This window comes from Ochrobactrum sp. CGA5, from assembly GCF_006345815.1.
GTDB lineage: Bacteria > Pseudomonadota > Alphaproteobacteria > Rhizobiales > Rhizobiaceae > Brucella.
Genome location: NZ_VCIG01000005.1, coordinates 155,986 through 169,754 on the forward strand (window position 1 = coordinate 155,986; position 13,769 = coordinate 169,754).

The window sequence follows — 13,769 nt, forward strand, 5'->3', positions numbered from 1 at the left end:
TCTTGTACGCGGTCAGCCGGTGCTGCGGATGCGATGACGCAGCGCCAGCTTTCGGCACTGCGCGCACTGGAACGCAGTCGCAGTTGCAAGAAGGGCGACGAGCGAGGTGGTTTTTTCAATCCTTGCCGCGATCTTGCACAACGAATAGCCGCAATACAGCGCCAGCTTGCTTCCAGCTCGCTGTCCTCTCGATCATGCGTTGAACAACCGACTGCCAGTCAGCCCGCAAAAGTGAAGCTTGAGCGGCCGAAGACGTCTCCAGTTGCGGCGAACAGCAAACCTTGGGGGGCGAGCGGTCTCAAAGGTGCACTCACTTACTGCGTTCGCTTGTCGGATGGATATCTGTTTCCTGCCCCACATTCGCAATTTCAAAAATCCGACAATGTGACGGAAACGATGGCGCGATGCCGTTTCATCTGTCAGGGGCAGAATGTGGATCTCTATGTTCTCAACGATCCGAACGGCGAGACGGCTGACATGGTGTCCGTCACGAATGGTAAGCCCTATGTCGAGCTGCCAACAGCCTATAACTACCATGATAGCAGAGAGTTCCAGAAATGTGATTGGGCTGGCTATGTCAGCAAGATCAGCGAGTTGCGCGCCAATAACAAAGGCGCTCGCGCATTTAAGAATGTGGTTGTTCCCATGCCGGATATGCGTCCTGTCCGTAACGATACCGATAGTGTTTCAACTGCATCCTTCGCGCCCATAACAGACCGCAATGTGCGCATAGTCGGTCCTGCTTTCATTTTTGATGAAGGCACGGGGAACGCGAAGCCCTCGGTGTTCTGACGGTCTAGTCTCCGTCCTCCCAAGTTCAATTTGAATGAGACGTGTCGCGATTGAGACTGAACAGCTTGCTGTCAGTCTATAACCTCCGTGAAACGGGCGCTTTCAGTTTGTGCCCGGAAACTATCGATCATTGCATTGTTTGAAATCTGTCAGCGTTGTTCGACCTGGAGGAGATAGACATGAGCAAGAACCGTGGTGTCGTTTACTTGCGACCCGGGACAGTCGAAGTACGTGATATCGAAGATCCAATATTGGCGGCACCCGACGGGAGGAAGCTGGAACATGCCGTCATACTGAAAGTGATCTCGACCAATATTTGTGGTTCCGATCAGCATATGGTTCGAGGACGCACAACCGCGATGCCGGGCCTTGTGCTTGGTCATGAAATCACAGGTGAAATCATCGAAAAGGGTAGCGATGTCGAGATGCTCGACGTAGGCGATATCGTTTCGGTGCCATTCAACGTTGCTTGCGGACGCTGCCGTTGCTGCAAATCTCAGGATACAGGTGTCTGTCTTACGGTCAATCCGTCACGCGCCGGTGGCGCCTATGGATATGTTGACATGGGCGGGTGGATCGGTGGACAGGCACGCTACGTCATGGTTCCCTATGCCGATTTTAATCTGCTCAAGTTCCCTGATCGTGAACAGGCGATGGATAAAATCCGAGATTTGACCATGCTTTCCGACATACTGCCGACGGGTTTCCATGGCGCGGTCAAGGCCGGTGTCGGCGTTGGTTCCGTTGTTTATGTTGCAGGTGCAGGACCGGTCGGTCTTGCCGCTGCTGCCTCCGCACGTATTCTGGGCGCCGCAGTTGTCATGATTGGCGATTTCAACAAGGATCGTCTCAATCATGCCAGGAAAGTTGGCTTTGAACCCATTGATCTGTCGGCAAGTGATCGTCTTGGCGACATGATTGCGGAGGTGACAGGCAGCAATGAGGTTGACAGCGCCATCGATGCTGTCGGTTTTGAAGCGCGCGGTCACAGCGGCGGTGAGCAACCTGCAATTGTGCTGAACCAAATGATGGAGATAACTCGTCCTGCCGGAGCGATTGGCATCCCGGGGCTTTACGTCACCGAAGATCCTGGTGCGGTCGATAACGCCGCGAAACAAGGTAGTTTGTCGTTGCGGTTCGGGCTCGGTTGGGCCAAAGCGCAGTCATTCCATACCGGACAGACACCGGTTCTGAAATATAATCGTCAGTTGATGCAGGCTATCCTGCATGGACGCCTGAACATCGCTGAAATCGTGAACGCTCAGGTTATTTCACTGGAGGATGCGGCGAAAGGTTATGAAAGCTTCGATCAGGGTGCGGCGAAGAAATTCGTTCTCGATCCACATGGCCTTTTGAACAAGGCTGCCTGATCCAACCTGATTTCGCAACGCGAAAAGGGCGTCCTTATGGACGCTTTTTTTGCGCATTGGCAAGCCATGTGTTTAGGTGAACGGCAGAATTCACTTTATCTATCAATAGCTTGTTTGATAGGTGTGCTATCTTCAATAAGGCGATGCCAGCTTCTTCCAAACCACAGATAGGACTAAATATTTTGCGCGTTTCGAACGCCCGTTAAGGCGTATTTCCACCGTCGGAATGATTGCTTTCTGGTTGCTGTTTTGACTAGATTGTCATGAAACAAATTCTGTATAACAAAACAATTATGGACATGTCATGATGGAGCCGGTGAACACATGTGGAAACCCGTGTTGGAAATGCGCAAAGGTGTCACGAAGCACCGGCTTTTGACGGATAAAATCGTCGACGATATCGAAAAAGGCGTTCTTCTACCTACTACACGTATGCCGACGCATCGAGATCTGGCTCACAAGCTCGGCCTTTCGGTGCAAACGGTCAGTATCAGTTACAAAGAGGCTGAACGGCGTGGTTACCTGCGCGGCGAGGTCGGTCGCGGAACCTATGTGTGCAATAGGGTGACGGAGCGAGCGGACCGGTTTATGCTAGATCGGGACCCAAGCGGCACAGCGGATTTATCAATCATTCGGGCAGTTTATACTGAAGCGCATGAGAATGCTTCGCGCCGTGTGCTAGAAGAAATGAGCCAGTCGGATAATGCAAGTTTTATGCGGCCTTGTCGTCCGATTGCGGGGTTGGATAGACATCGTACTGTCGCACAGGATTGGCTGCGCGGCTTATCGGTAGACGTTGATCCGGGCCGGATCATCGTTACAAACGGTGCCGCACACGGGCTGTTCCTTGCCGTCGCAGCTGTTGTGCAGCCGGGAGAGGTCGTGCTGACGGAAAGCCTGACAGACCATGGCATCATCGGCCTCGCCAATGTGCTTGGATTTACTCTGCGTGGCCTCCCGCTCGACGAACAGGGCATTCTACCTGATGCGTTCGCAATCGCCTGCGAGGCAGGTGATGTTCGTGCACTTGTAATGATCCCGACACTCGGCAATCCGACCAGCCATCTGATGGGAGCCGAGCGCCGTATAGCAATTGCAGAAATCGCACAGCGATACGGCGTCTGCGTTATCGAGGACGAGGTCTATAAGCCTATCCTTGAAGACAGATTGCCATCGATGCCTGAGCTACTGCCAGACCTCGGCTTTTTTGTCACAAGCTTTACCAAGACGGTCATGACCGGTTTGCGCACAGGTTATCTCGTGGTTCCGACACAATATTCCATTCGAGTTACGTCCATTCTGCGCGTCACAAGTTGGAGCGGCGTCAATCTCATGGGTGAAATGGCCAGCCGCTGGATCGAAGATGGCACAGCAGCGAAACTCATCGACATTCAACGCAGTGAGTTGCGATCACGCCAGGCGCTAGTGACCGATATCCTGGGTACACTCGTGGCAGGCAGCAATCCACTCTCTTTATGTGCCTGGTTGAAAATTCCTCGCAACTGGTCTGAAGATGGGCTGGTGCGCGCGCTGGCCAATAAAGGCGTTGCAGTTACGCCTTCTGATCCCTTTGTAGCGGGTGCGGATCGAGGAAATGGAGGCGTCCGGATATGTCTCGGCGGGCGGCTTTCCCGCTCCGCTTTGCAGGCGGCACTTGAGACGATCCGTGAGACCTTTACACAGTTGCCGCCCGTTTATGACGTTGGTTCGATCACCTGAACGATCAATGTTAAAACGCCTTTCAATCTGATTGAATCAGATAGGCCCTCCAACTGTTTGGTTTGACGCGCATCTCGTCCGAAAGCCGATCCACACTTTTCGGGATGCGCTCTAAAGCACTGACTGCAGGAATTCCTTGGTGCGATCTTCCGTAGGTGCCTGAAATATCTGTTCCGGCGTGCCCTGTTCGCAGATACGTCCCTTGTCAAAGAAACAAACCCGGTCGGACACTTCCCGGGCAAATCGCATTTCATGCGTGACAAGAAGCATGGTCAGGTCATGTTCCTGGGCCAGACTGCGAATGACGGATAGCACTTCACCCACCAGTTGTGGATCGAGAGCGGATGTCGGTTCATCGAACAAGAGGACGCGCGGGCGCATGGCAAGCGAGCGGGCTATAGCAACGCGCTGTTGCTGACCACCGGAAAGCTGCGATGGATAATGATCTTTCTTGTCGCTCAACCCCACAAGCGAGAGCAGGTCGAGAGCACGTGCTTCTGCTTCGCCGCGTTTCATGCCTAAGACATGGACCGGTGCTTCAATAATATTGCGTAGGACAGACATGTGCGGAAACAGATTGAAGCTCTGGAACACCATGCCGACATACGACCTGATCTTGCGCAAATGGCTTTCGCTCGCCTGAAACTGCCCTTTACCGTTTGGCTCATGATAGGACATGTCTGCAAGCTCAAGCTTACCCTCCTGAAATGGCTCCAGTGTCATGAGAATGCGAAGAACTGTCGATTTTCCCGATCCTGAGGGTCCGATCAACGTGACTTTCTCACCTGTCTTGACCGAAAAATTGAAGCGATCCAGTACAGTCAGCGCTCCGAAGCGCTTAGTAACGTCCTGAAAGCGGATAATTTCCTGGGTCATTTGAGTGCGATCCCGTTTTTCGGAAGTGTGCGTTCAAGCAGGCGTATGAGCGCCGAGCAGATGAGGGTCAGCACGAGGAAGATCAGGCCGACCATCGACAGCGGCACCAGATATTCGAACGTGCGGTCGCCGATCAAATTAGCGAGGTTGAGCATGTCGACAATGCTCACGACAGACAGAACCGGTGTCTCTTTAAGCATGGACACGAGGTAATTACCCATAGTCGGGATGATCCGCGGAACGGCTTGTGGAATGACAATATCCCGATAGGTGCGCCATGGCGTGAGATTCAGTGCCAGCGCCGCTTCCCACTGTCCGCGTGGAATGGCTTCGATGCCTCCACGATATACCTCCGACGTATACGCGGAGTATTGAAGCCCGAGTGCCAAAGCACCGGTCAGGAAAGCAGGCAGAACAATCCCGTAAACGGGCAGCACGTAGTACAGGAAAAACAGTTGTACCAGCAGCGGCGTATCACGAAGAAACTCAACCACGACCGCCGTTGGCCAGGATATAGCCTTATATGGGCTGCGTCGCAGAAGTGCGAAGACAAGACCGAGGACTAGCGCGATTGCAAAGCCGGTTGCGGCTGCTTTCAGGGTTACCGTTAGCCCAATCGCCAGAATTGGCAGAATGGAAATCGCGAAGGACAGTGTGGACGAGGTGTCCCAAGCATAGCCGTAGATCATGCGAAACCTCCAGCCATGGTCTGGCGTTTCAGACGCCGTTCCAGCCAACGAATCGCTGCCGCCAGCACGAGCGCCATTGCAAAGTAGCCAAACAGGGTCAGTGTATAGATCGTCACGCTGTCGAGCGTCAGATTGCGTAGGCGTTGGGCCTGGAAGGTCAAGTCGCTGATCGCGATCAGCGAGGCAAGCGCAGTGTCCTTGAGATTGTGGATTGCGAGATTACCGAAGGCTGGCATCATTTCGACCACCGCTTGTGGCAGAATGATGTGAAACAAGCTATGTCCCTTGCTGAAATTTAGCGCCCGGGCAGCTTCATGTTGCGCTTCCGGCACAGCCTGTAAAGCACCACGAACCACTTCCGCGCCATAGGCGCCAATATTAAGCCCAAGCCCCATGATGCCGGTGGTGATCGGATCAAAGGAAATGCCGATCAGCGGCAAGGCATAATAGAGCCAGAACAATTGCACGAGTAGAGATGTACCGCGGAATATCTCAATATAGATCACCGCAACCGTGGATAGGACCGGCCCGCCGGCAAAACGGGCAATCCCGGCAGAAAAGGCCAGTATGGTGCCGATGGTCATCGAACTTAGGGCAAGAATGGCGGTGATTTGCGCGCCCTCGAGAAGGGCGGGAAGATATTCCGTCCAATGCATATGATCGTCTCCCGGTTGAGATGAGACAATACCCGCCGAACCCGTCAATGGTGCGGCGGGCTGAAGTCGACTTACTTAGCGTTGCATAGGCTCGCCGTATCGACGGTTCGCGCGGCTTCTACGCTTTCTTCGCTAAGGCCATATGTCATCAGGATTTTCTTATAATCGTCAGTCTTCTTGAACTCGATAAGCTCCTTGTTGAAGGCTTCGTACAATTCCTTATCTTCCGGACGGAAGCTGAAGGCGCCGAAGCTTCTGGCAGACTTGCCGTCGACAACCGGATCAGTGAAAGGATGCGCCTGTTCCAGTTCTGGCGAGTTGTCGACCAGTTTGGCGACTGTCAATTCCGTTGCGGCGTATGCATCTGCCCGCCCGGTCTGGACCGTCGACGGAGCATCGGCATTGCCCTGGATCATAATAATCTGAGATTCATCGATGCCCATTCCGTGCAGGAAGTCGATCTGATCCGCACCTGAAACGATTGCGACCTTCAACGATGGGTCTTTCTTGATGTCTTCATAGGAATGGATGTTCTTGGGGTTACCCTTTGGAACCAGAAGTCCTTCACCGTAACTCGAGTTTGCAACGGTGAACTTTACTTGCTTGCAACGATCTGGCAGGACATTCTGCTCTGCCCCGACGAACTCAAACCGTTTGGCCTTCAGGCCGGGAATGAGCGAACCGAACGGGGTTACCGTCCAGTCGATTTCCTCAATGCCGAGCTTCTTGAAGATTGCATCCGCGACGTCAGGGCCAATGCCCTTCGCTGCGCCGCTTTCGTTCATATAACCATAAGGCACTTCATTGGCTGTTGCTCCGCGAACGAAGCCCGCACTCTTGAGATCATCGACCGTTACGGCTTGTGACGGAAGCGTGAGAGCCAGAACCGCAGTTGCCGAGAACAGAGCGGAAATAGTAATCAGTTTCATGCGCATTGTGTTCACTCCTCTTTTTGAATGCCGGTTGTTTTCCGGCTTGTCAGTCGGCTGGTATTGATCGGTTTACTTCGAGGCAGGCTCCTCGCTGATCGTGGCAATGACCGACAAGCAGTCACCCATCTTGATGAGACCTGGAAAGTGACGGGCTGCGAGAATTCCGTCGAGGGCGGCGCGGTACTCCTGCGGAGCTACGCCTGTACGGTTTACGGTATGGACGCGCGCAATGAGGTCGCCTTCGCGTACTTCCGCACCGAGATCAACCAAAGGCTCGAGCAAACCTTCGGTCTCAGCAAAACCGAAGCATTCCTGCGACGGCATATCGAGCCATGTCGTGGGTGTAATCTCCACCTGTCCTTGCAGGATACCTGCATGACATAAAAGGTTACGAATGCCACGTTTGGCGATGGAAGCCGTGCGGGCTGAAATCGTGCCGCCGCCGGAAAGCTCAGTGGTAACGAACACTTTGCCCGCCTCTTCAGCTATCGTATCGTACATGCCGACTCCATCGATCTCGATCATCCGCATCGAAAAAGGTGCCGAAAAGGCTTTGACAGCAGCAAAGCAGCGAGCCTCCTGTGCCGTATCGGGCAATGCGTGCGCTGCAGCGTAAGGCAGGAAGTCTAGTGTCCGTCCTCCCGAATGAAAATCCATGACTATATCGGCTGTCGGCAGAAGGTAGCGGGTAAAATAGTCCGCTATCTTTTCTGTGACAGTGCCATCCGGGCGACCGGGGAAACTGCGGTTGAGATTGCCCTTGTCGATAGGTGATGTTCGCGTCCCCGCAAGAAATGCCGGAAAGTTCATTGCAGGAACAATGATGACGCGGCCGGCAATCTCTTCCGGTTTCAGATTAATGGCGAGATCGTAGAGTGCCACGGGACCTTCATATTCATCGCCATGATTGGCACCAGTCAGGAGGGCGGTGGGGCCATCGCCATTGCGGATTACGCAGATGGGTAGCATCAGAGATCCCCATGCGGAATCGTCTCTGGACCACGGTAATCGCAAATGCCCGTGCTGCAAGCCATCGCGATTGAGATCGACGGTCGGCGCGATCGGGGAGGGGCGTGAGGGGGGGAGAGTATGCATCATTGCGGTGTCCTAATCCTTGACCACGAGCTTACGTGGAACATTCGACAGGCATTCAACACCCGTTTCGGTAATAACGATGCTCTCAGTGATCTCCAGCCCCATGGTTTCCAACCAGAGGCCTGTCATGAAATGAAAGGTCATACCGGGTTGCAACTCGGTGCGGTCGCCGGGGCGCAGGCTCATCGTGCGCTCGCCCCAGTCCGGTGGATAGGACAAGCCGATGGAATAGCCGGTGCGGTTGTCCTTGATGATCCCGTATTTTTTCAACACATCGAAAAAGCCGTTGGCGATATCTTCGCATGTGTTGCCGGGACGTGCTGCGGCAAGTCCTGCCTCCATCCCTTCGAGTGTTGCTTTCTCGGCGTCAAGAAAGGCCTGTGTCGGCTTGCCAAGAAATACGGTGCGCGAAAGCGGGCAATGATAGCGCTTATAGCAGCCAGCGATCTCGAAAAAGGTGCCTTCGCCGGTATTCATCGGCAGATCGTTCCAAGTCAGATGTGGTGCGGATGCGTCAGGTCCCGAAGGAAGCAACGGCACAATAGCCGGATAATCACCACCGAAATCGTCAACGCCGCGCGTACCTGCATCGTAAATTTCTGCGACCAGATCGCATTTGCGCATGCCTGGCTCGATTTTGTCGACGATGCGCCGATGCATAGCTTCAACGATGCGACCCGCCTTGCGCATATAGTCGATTTCAGTCGGGCTCTTGACAGCGCGCTGCCAGTTGACCAGCCCCTGCGCATCCTTGAAGCGCGCATTTGGCAGATGCTTCTGTAAAGCATGATGCGCGGCAGCCGTGTACCAGTAATTGTCGAACTCGACAGCTATGGTTTTGTTACCCCAACCTTTTGCTTTCAGCATCGAGGCCAGGAGATCCATGGGATGGCGCTCCAGCGATTGCACATAATGATCGGGATAGCCGATAATATTGTCGTGGCTGAGCCACGCAGTGCGCTTCGCGCCGTTGCCATCCTGACCTCGACCGTACCAGATCGGTTCACCTTCCGTGGAAAGCACAACGCACTGATGGACATAGAAGGACCAGCCGTCATAGCCGGTAAGCCAGTGCATGTTGGATGGATCGGTTACGATGATTACATCGAAGCCTGCCTTCTCTATAGCGCGCCGGGTTTGGGCTATCCGCTGATCGTATTCCGCGCGGGTGAAGTTAAGTTCCACACTCATCGACTGGCTCCTGCAGCTTTAGTTGGATCTATTTTCGTGCCTGCATTGCGCAGCTTGGCACGCTCCGTCGCGAGACGAGCAATCGCGGTGTCTTGAACCCCCGTTCCCGTGAGGTCGCAGAAGGTTATGTCATCTGCTTTCCGCTGGAATGTGCGGGCATTGAGAGCGATTTGTCCCAGTTCTGGAAAGGCAGTATCCGTCGCAACGATCCCCGTCGAAATCGCATGATGCAATTCGCCAAGCCTGCGTGTCTGGGTGAGGCTATCCGCAATATAGGTGATCGGTCGCCGGAACAGGGCAGGATCAATCTCGTTTTTGTGTTCGGCGTCCGAGCCCATCGCGGTGAGATGCTGGCCGGCAACCAGCCATTCAGCCTTTATGAGCGGCGTTTCCGATGGTGTTGTCGTAACAATTATATCAGCGCCGTCGCAAGCTTTCTGTGCATCTGCAACTGCCGTCACCGATATTCCGAGCTCCTCGGTGAATTTTTGCGCAGCTTTTTGCGCGCTGTCGAAATTACGTGCCCAAATCCTGGCTTCGGTGATGGGACGCACGAGTGTCAGCGCTTCAAGCTGCATTCCCGCTTGCATGCCGGCGCCAAAGATGGTTGCCGCGCGGGCGTCTTCCCGTGCCAGATATTTTGAGGCGACAGCACCCGCAGCCGCGGTGCGCACATCGGTCAGATAGCCATTGTCAAGCAATAGCGCTTCAATAAGGCCGGTCTTTGCCGAGAATTGGATCATCAGCCCGTTGGTAGACGGCAAGCCAATGGACGGATTGTTGAAGAAACCGGGACTTATCTTGATAACAAAGCTGTCAAGTTCGGAAATGTAAGCCGTTTTTACGTCAACTTCGCCACGCTCGGCTGGGATATCCAACCGAAGAATTGGCGGCATGCTGACGCCGCCGCTGGCCAGTGAGCAGAACGCATTCTCCACGCACGTCACGCTGTCGATGTCGAGGGCTATAATCTGTCTCAGATCCGCCTCAGTCAGAATTCTCATCTCGGCCATCAGCCTGCTCTCCGATAGCGGTCTTCCACAATCGCGCGATGTTGTTCGGGATCTATGTTGCCACCTGAGATAACGATGGCAGTCGGCCCCTCTAGCTTGATCTTGCCGCTCAACAAGGCACCAATGCCAACCGCAGCGGCGCCTTCGATGATTTCACCTTCCTGCATTGCAGCGTGTCTGATCCCCGCCGCAATCTCTTCTTCATCGAGCAGGATCACGTCGTCCAGCAATGAGCGGCACATTGCAAAGGTCCAGTGATTGTTAAGACCAATGCCCCCACCCAATGAATCTGCAAGGGTCTGCAATTCCTCGACATTGACCGGCCTACCGGCTGTGAGGCTGGCATCCATGGCTGCACCGCGAGTCATGGAAACGCCTACTATGCGGCTATAAGGGCGCAGAGCCTTGACGGTTGCGGCGATGCCTGCAGCAAGTCCTCCACCTGAAAGCGGAATGAGAACAGTTCCGGTGTCCGGCTGATCATCGATGATTTCCAGACCGACTGTGCCTTGTCCGGCAATAATGCGCGGATCGTCGAATGGTGGAATGACATTCATTCCTTCCTCGTTTGCCAGTCTCGCCACTTCATCCATGGCGTCATCCTGCGAATTTCCAACGATACGCACATCCGCACCAAGATCGCGTATCGCACTGACTTTGTTGCTTGGTACTAGCGATGAGAGGCAAACAGTAGCGATCAACCCTTGCTCAAAAGCTGCATGCGCAAGTGCACGTCCGTGATTGCCGGTTGATGCAGTCACGAGCCCACGTTTGCGATCGTCCGCTGATAGGCTAAGGACAGCATTGGTCGCACCACGCAGCTTGAAGCTGCCGGTCGTCTGTCGATTTTCCAGTTTCAGATAGACGGGAGTTCCTGCAAGTTTGCTCAAATGACTGGAGCACGTCAGCGGCGTTCTCACTACAAGATCTTTCAGCCTGTCGCGCGCCGCCTCGACATCCTCAAGGCCAATCATTTCATTAGGTTTTCCTGTCACGGCGCTGCCCCTCATAGCGTCATGGTGATGGGAAAAGCAGCGTTGAGGTTTATCGAAGGCTGCAGCAGATGTACGGACGGAAGGCGCAATAATGCACCACGTGCGAAACCGTAAGGTCGCATTCTCGTTCCCCATATGTTTGGTTTTTATTCTTGGCTCTATGTGTGAAAGAGCATTGTTATCATGTCAATAATTATATTGAATCATTACAATTCTGAACTGTAACGACTTTTCGATGTCGGAGCCTTGCCACCAGCGCAGGGGCGTGCGAATGAGGGAGGGAATGTTTGAAGACTTGGATCAATATAATGAAGGCCGCCTTGAAGCTCGATTCCGTCGATCTGCGTATTCTCGAAGCTGTTCAGGAGAATGCGCGGATTACCAAGCTTGCCTTGGCGGAGAAGGTTGGGCTTTCTGCGACACCCTGCTGGCTGCGACTGCGCAAGCTGGAAGAAGCAGGCGTTGTCACCGGTTATCATGCGCGCATTGCATATCGAAAAATAGCCCCGATTGCGCACGTCATTGTGCAGATCACTCTGGGTAACCATCGTCAAAGTGACTTTGAACGGTTCGAGAGAGCCATTGCAGCCGTGCCCGAGATCGTTTCCTGTTGGTCGGTTGGTGGCGGCGTGGACTATTTTCTGATGATTGTGGCACGCGACATTGACGGATACCAGCGTCTGATCGACCGTCTTCTCGACCAAAATATCGGCATAGAACGCTACTTCACCTATATCGTGACCAAGCTGGTCAAGGACGAGAAGACGAGCGCACCTTTGTCGCTGCTCAAGGAAATCGCAGGCTAGTCCAAACAGAGTGTCTGGCGTTTCAGTTTAGTCCAATTAACACATCTCTCGGGTATCTTTGGTCCGAATATCGAATGACCCTGTGACAAACTTCTTCCTGAATTGGGAGAAGAATAATGAATGCCGTTCTGGATCATCCGATACAACATGACGGGCTGGGCAGGCTTCGCGATAAGCACCTTTTTCGTGAACTGAGCTATGTCGATGGACGGTGGGTAGCTGGAGAAAAGGCCGACACCTGCGCTGTTATCGATCCTGCCACCGGTCGGCGGCTTGCTCGCGTGGCAAGTCTTGGCGAAGCAGAGACGACATTAGCGATCGATGCCGCAGTAAATGCGTTCTCGGTCTGGCGTGATAAGCTGCCTCAAGAACGATCCTCGGTCTTGCGGCGATGGTTCGAGCTGGTCACGGTAAATCGTGAAGATCTCGCATTGCTGATGACGCTGGAGCAGGGCAAACCGCTGGCGGAATCGATTGGTGAAATCGACTATGGTGCATCTTTCATCGAGTGGTTTGCCGAAGAAGCGAAGCGGCTAAACGGTGAAACCGTAGCGAGTCATCTCCCTAATGCCGAGATGATCGTGCGCCGTGAGGCGCTGGGGGTGGTCGGGCTTGTTACGCCATGGAACTTTCCGCACGCAATGATCACGCGCAAGGCGGCCGCGGCGATTGCCGCCGGATGCCCGGTCGTCGTGCATCCCTCTTCAGAAACACCGCTTTCCGCGCTTGCCTTGGCCGAACTGGCCGAGCGTGCCGGAATGCCATCTGGCATATTCAATGTGGTGACAGGCAAGGCCGCACCTATCGTTGATGCCTTGTGCAATGATGAGCGTGTGCGAGGGCTGAGCTTCACCGGTTCAACGGAAATCGGCAAGCTTATCGCCACCAAAAGCGCGAACACGATGAAACGGCTCGTCATGGAGCTTGGTGGACATGCACCGTTGATCATCTTCGATGATGCCGATGTTGGACGGGCTGTCGATGTCGCTATGGCTGCCAAGTTTGCGACGTCTGGTCAGGATTGTCTTGCGGCAAACCGCATCTTTGTCCAACGTGGGATTTTGAAAACCTTCACCGAGGCGTTTGCTGCGCGCATCGCGGCGCTGAAAATCGGTAACGGGCTCGATCCGTCATCGGATATCGGCCCTCTGATGCACAGCCGTGCGGTCGACAAGGTTGAAGAGCACGTGCGCGACGCTCAGCAAAGGGGCAGCAGCATCGTTGTGGGCGGCAACCGGCTCGGAGACGCCGGGCTTTTCTTCGAGCCAACTTTGCTTGTCGATGTGCCAGACGATGCTGCGATCATGCAAGAAGAGACGTTCGGACCAGTTGCTGCCGTTGCTGCTTTTGAAAATGAAGATGAAGTCATCGCACGTGCAAATGCGACACAGTATGGCTTGGTTGCCTATGTCGTAACGGCAAACGGTGCCCGACAACTGCGTATGGGCCGTGCACTCGAATACGGAATGGTGGCAATCAACCGAGCGAAGATCACCGGCGCGCCGATCCCATTTGGTGGCTGGAAGCAGTCGGGACTTGGCCGCGAAGGTTCACATCAGGGCATAGAGGCTTTCACGGAACTCAAATATCTCTGCATTGATACCGCCGCGTGAAAGCGTGACGATAGGAAAGGAA

At 54.2% G+C, this 13,769-nt stretch carries 13 protein-coding genes; 5 read left to right on the plus strand and 8 right to left on the minus strand.

Going from position 1 to position 13,769, the window contains the following annotated elements:
- Positions 1–33 precede the first annotated feature (33 nt).
- The 3 genes from FJQ48_RS05445 (at position 34) to FJQ48_RS05455 (ending at position 3,881) form a co-directional block, all read left to right on the plus strand.
- Positions 34–792 carry a DUF2865 domain-containing protein gene (locus FJQ48_RS05445; RefSeq protein WP_247870299.1) on the plus strand — a complete coding sequence of 253 codons (759 nt, stop codon included), beginning with the start codon at positions 34–36 and terminating at the stop codon, positions 790–792.
- Between the two features lie 179 nt (positions 793–971).
- Positions 972–2,162 (plus strand): formaldehyde dehydrogenase, glutathione-independent, encoded by a 1,191-nt coding sequence (gene fdhA, locus FJQ48_RS05450; protein WP_139974188.1) that lies wholly within the window; start codon positions 972–974, stop codon positions 2,160–2,162.
- A 324-nt stretch (positions 2,163–2,486) separates the two neighbouring features.
- Positions 2,487–3,881, plus strand: a complete 1,395-nt coding sequence (locus FJQ48_RS05455; RefSeq protein WP_139974189.1) for a PLP-dependent aminotransferase family protein — start codon at positions 2,487–2,489, stop codon at positions 3,879–3,881.
- Positions 3,882–3,992: 111 nt separating this feature from the next.
- On the opposite strand, the gene ehuA is transcribed toward FJQ48_RS05455, so the two are convergent.
- The 8 genes from ehuA to eutB all read right to left on the minus strand — a co-directional run bounded on the left by ehuA (position 3,993) and on the right by eutB (position 11,307).
- The gene (gene ehuA, locus FJQ48_RS05460; protein WP_139974190.1) at positions 3,993–4,757 is read right to left on the minus strand and encodes an ectoine/hydroxyectoine ABC transporter ATP-binding protein EhuA; all 765 of its coding nucleotides are present in this window, start codon (positions 4,755–4,757) and stop codon (positions 3,993–3,995) included.
- Positions 4,754–5,446, minus strand: coding sequence for an ectoine/hydroxyectoine ABC transporter permease subunit EhuD (ehuD, locus tag FJQ48_RS05465; protein WP_139974191.1), 693 nt, complete (start codon positions 5,444–5,446; stop codon positions 4,754–4,756). The genes ehuA and ehuD overlap by 4 nt, the downstream gene beginning before the upstream one ends.
- On the minus strand, positions 5,443–6,102 hold the full coding sequence (gene ehuC, locus FJQ48_RS05470) for an ectoine/hydroxyectoine ABC transporter permease subunit EhuC (RefSeq protein ID WP_139974192.1): 660 nt from the start codon (positions 6,100–6,102) through the stop codon (positions 5,443–5,445). The genes ehuD and ehuC overlap by 4 nt, the downstream gene beginning before the upstream one ends.
- 71 nt (positions 6,103–6,173) lie before the next feature.
- Entirely contained in the window at positions 6,174–7,037 is an 864-nt protein-coding gene (gene ehuB / locus FJQ48_RS05475; protein ID WP_139974193.1) for an ectoine/hydroxyectoine ABC transporter substrate-binding protein EhuB, read from the minus strand.
- Between the two features lie 66 nt (positions 7,038–7,103).
- A complete protein-coding gene (gene doeB / locus FJQ48_RS05480) occupies positions 7,104–8,129 on the minus strand; it encodes a N(2)-acetyl-L-2,4-diaminobutanoate deacetylase DoeB (protein ID WP_180350149.1) in 1,026 nt (341 codons plus the stop codon).
- Between the two features lie 12 nt (positions 8,130–8,141).
- Positions 8,142–9,320, minus strand: coding sequence for an ectoine hydrolase DoeA (gene doeA, locus FJQ48_RS05485; protein WP_139974195.1), 1,179 nt, complete (start codon positions 9,318–9,320; stop codon positions 8,142–8,144).
- Entirely contained in the window at positions 9,317–10,333 is a 1,017-nt protein-coding gene (locus FJQ48_RS05490) for a cyclodeaminase (RefSeq protein ID WP_139974196.1), read from the minus strand. The genes doeA and FJQ48_RS05490 overlap by 4 nt, the downstream gene beginning before the upstream one ends.
- On the minus strand, positions 10,333–11,307 hold the full coding sequence (gene eutB / locus FJQ48_RS05495) for a hydroxyectoine utilization dehydratase EutB (RefSeq protein WP_139974606.1): 975 nt from the start codon (positions 11,305–11,307) through the stop codon (positions 10,333–10,335). Before eutB ends, FJQ48_RS05490 begins: the two co-directional genes overlap by 1 nt.
- Positions 11,308–11,636: 329 nt before the next feature.
- Between eutB and FJQ48_RS05500 the strand changes: the two genes are divergently transcribed.
- Positions 11,637–12,134, plus strand: coding sequence for an Lrp/AsnC family transcriptional regulator (locus FJQ48_RS05500; RefSeq protein ID WP_139974197.1), 498 nt, complete (start codon positions 11,637–11,639; stop codon positions 12,132–12,134).
- Positions 12,135–12,250: 116 nt separating this feature from the next.
- A complete protein-coding gene (locus FJQ48_RS05505; protein WP_139974198.1) occupies positions 12,251–13,747 on the plus strand; it encodes an NAD-dependent succinate-semialdehyde dehydrogenase in 1,497 nt (498 codons plus the stop codon).
- Positions 13,748–13,769 lie beyond the last annotated feature (22 nt).

Bases quoted from the DNA above. Each gene is read 5' to 3' on its own strand.
- FJQ48_RS05445 (WP_247870299.1), top strand. From the start codon at position 34: ATGACGCAGCGCCAGCTTTCGGCACTGCGCGCACTGGAACGCAGTCGC.
- fdhA (WP_139974188.1), top strand. From the start codon at position 972: ATGAGCAAGAACCGTGGTGTCGTTTACTTGCGACCCGGGACAGTCGAA.
- FJQ48_RS05455 (WP_139974189.1), top strand. From the start codon at position 2,487: ATGTGGAAACCCGTGTTGGAAATGCGCAAAGGTGTCACGAAGCACCGG.
- ehuA (WP_139974190.1), bottom strand. From the start codon at position 4,757: ATGACCCAGGAAATTATCCGCTTTCAGGACGTTACTAAGCGCTTCGGA.
- ehuD (WP_139974191.1), bottom strand. From the start codon at position 5,446: ATGATCTACGGCTATGCTTGGGACACCTCGTCCACACTGTCCTTCGCG.
- ehuC (WP_139974192.1), bottom strand. From the start codon at position 6,102: ATGCATTGGACGGAATATCTTCCCGCCCTTCTCGAGGGCGCGCAAATC.
- ehuB (WP_139974193.1), bottom strand. From the start codon at position 7,037: ATGCGCATGAAACTGATTACTATTTCCGCTCTGTTCTCGGCAACTGCG.
- doeB (WP_180350149.1), bottom strand. From the start codon at position 8,129: ATGCATACTCTCCCCCCCTCACGCCCCTCCCCGATCGCGCCGACCGTC.
- doeA (WP_139974195.1), bottom strand. From the start codon at position 9,320: ATGAGTGTGGAACTTAACTTCACCCGCGCGGAATACGATCAGCGGATA.
- FJQ48_RS05490 (WP_139974196.1), bottom strand. From the start codon at position 10,333: ATGGCCGAGATGAGAATTCTGACTGAGGCGGATCTGAGACAGATTATA.
- eutB (WP_139974606.1), bottom strand. From the start codon at position 11,307: ATGATTGGCCTTGAGGATGTCGAGGCGGCGCGCGACAGGCTGAAAGAT.
- FJQ48_RS05500 (WP_139974197.1), top strand. From the start codon at position 11,637: ATGAAGGCCGCCTTGAAGCTCGATTCCGTCGATCTGCGTATTCTCGAA.
- FJQ48_RS05505 (WP_139974198.1), top strand. From the start codon at position 12,251: ATGAATGCCGTTCTGGATCATCCGATACAACATGACGGGCTGGGCAGG.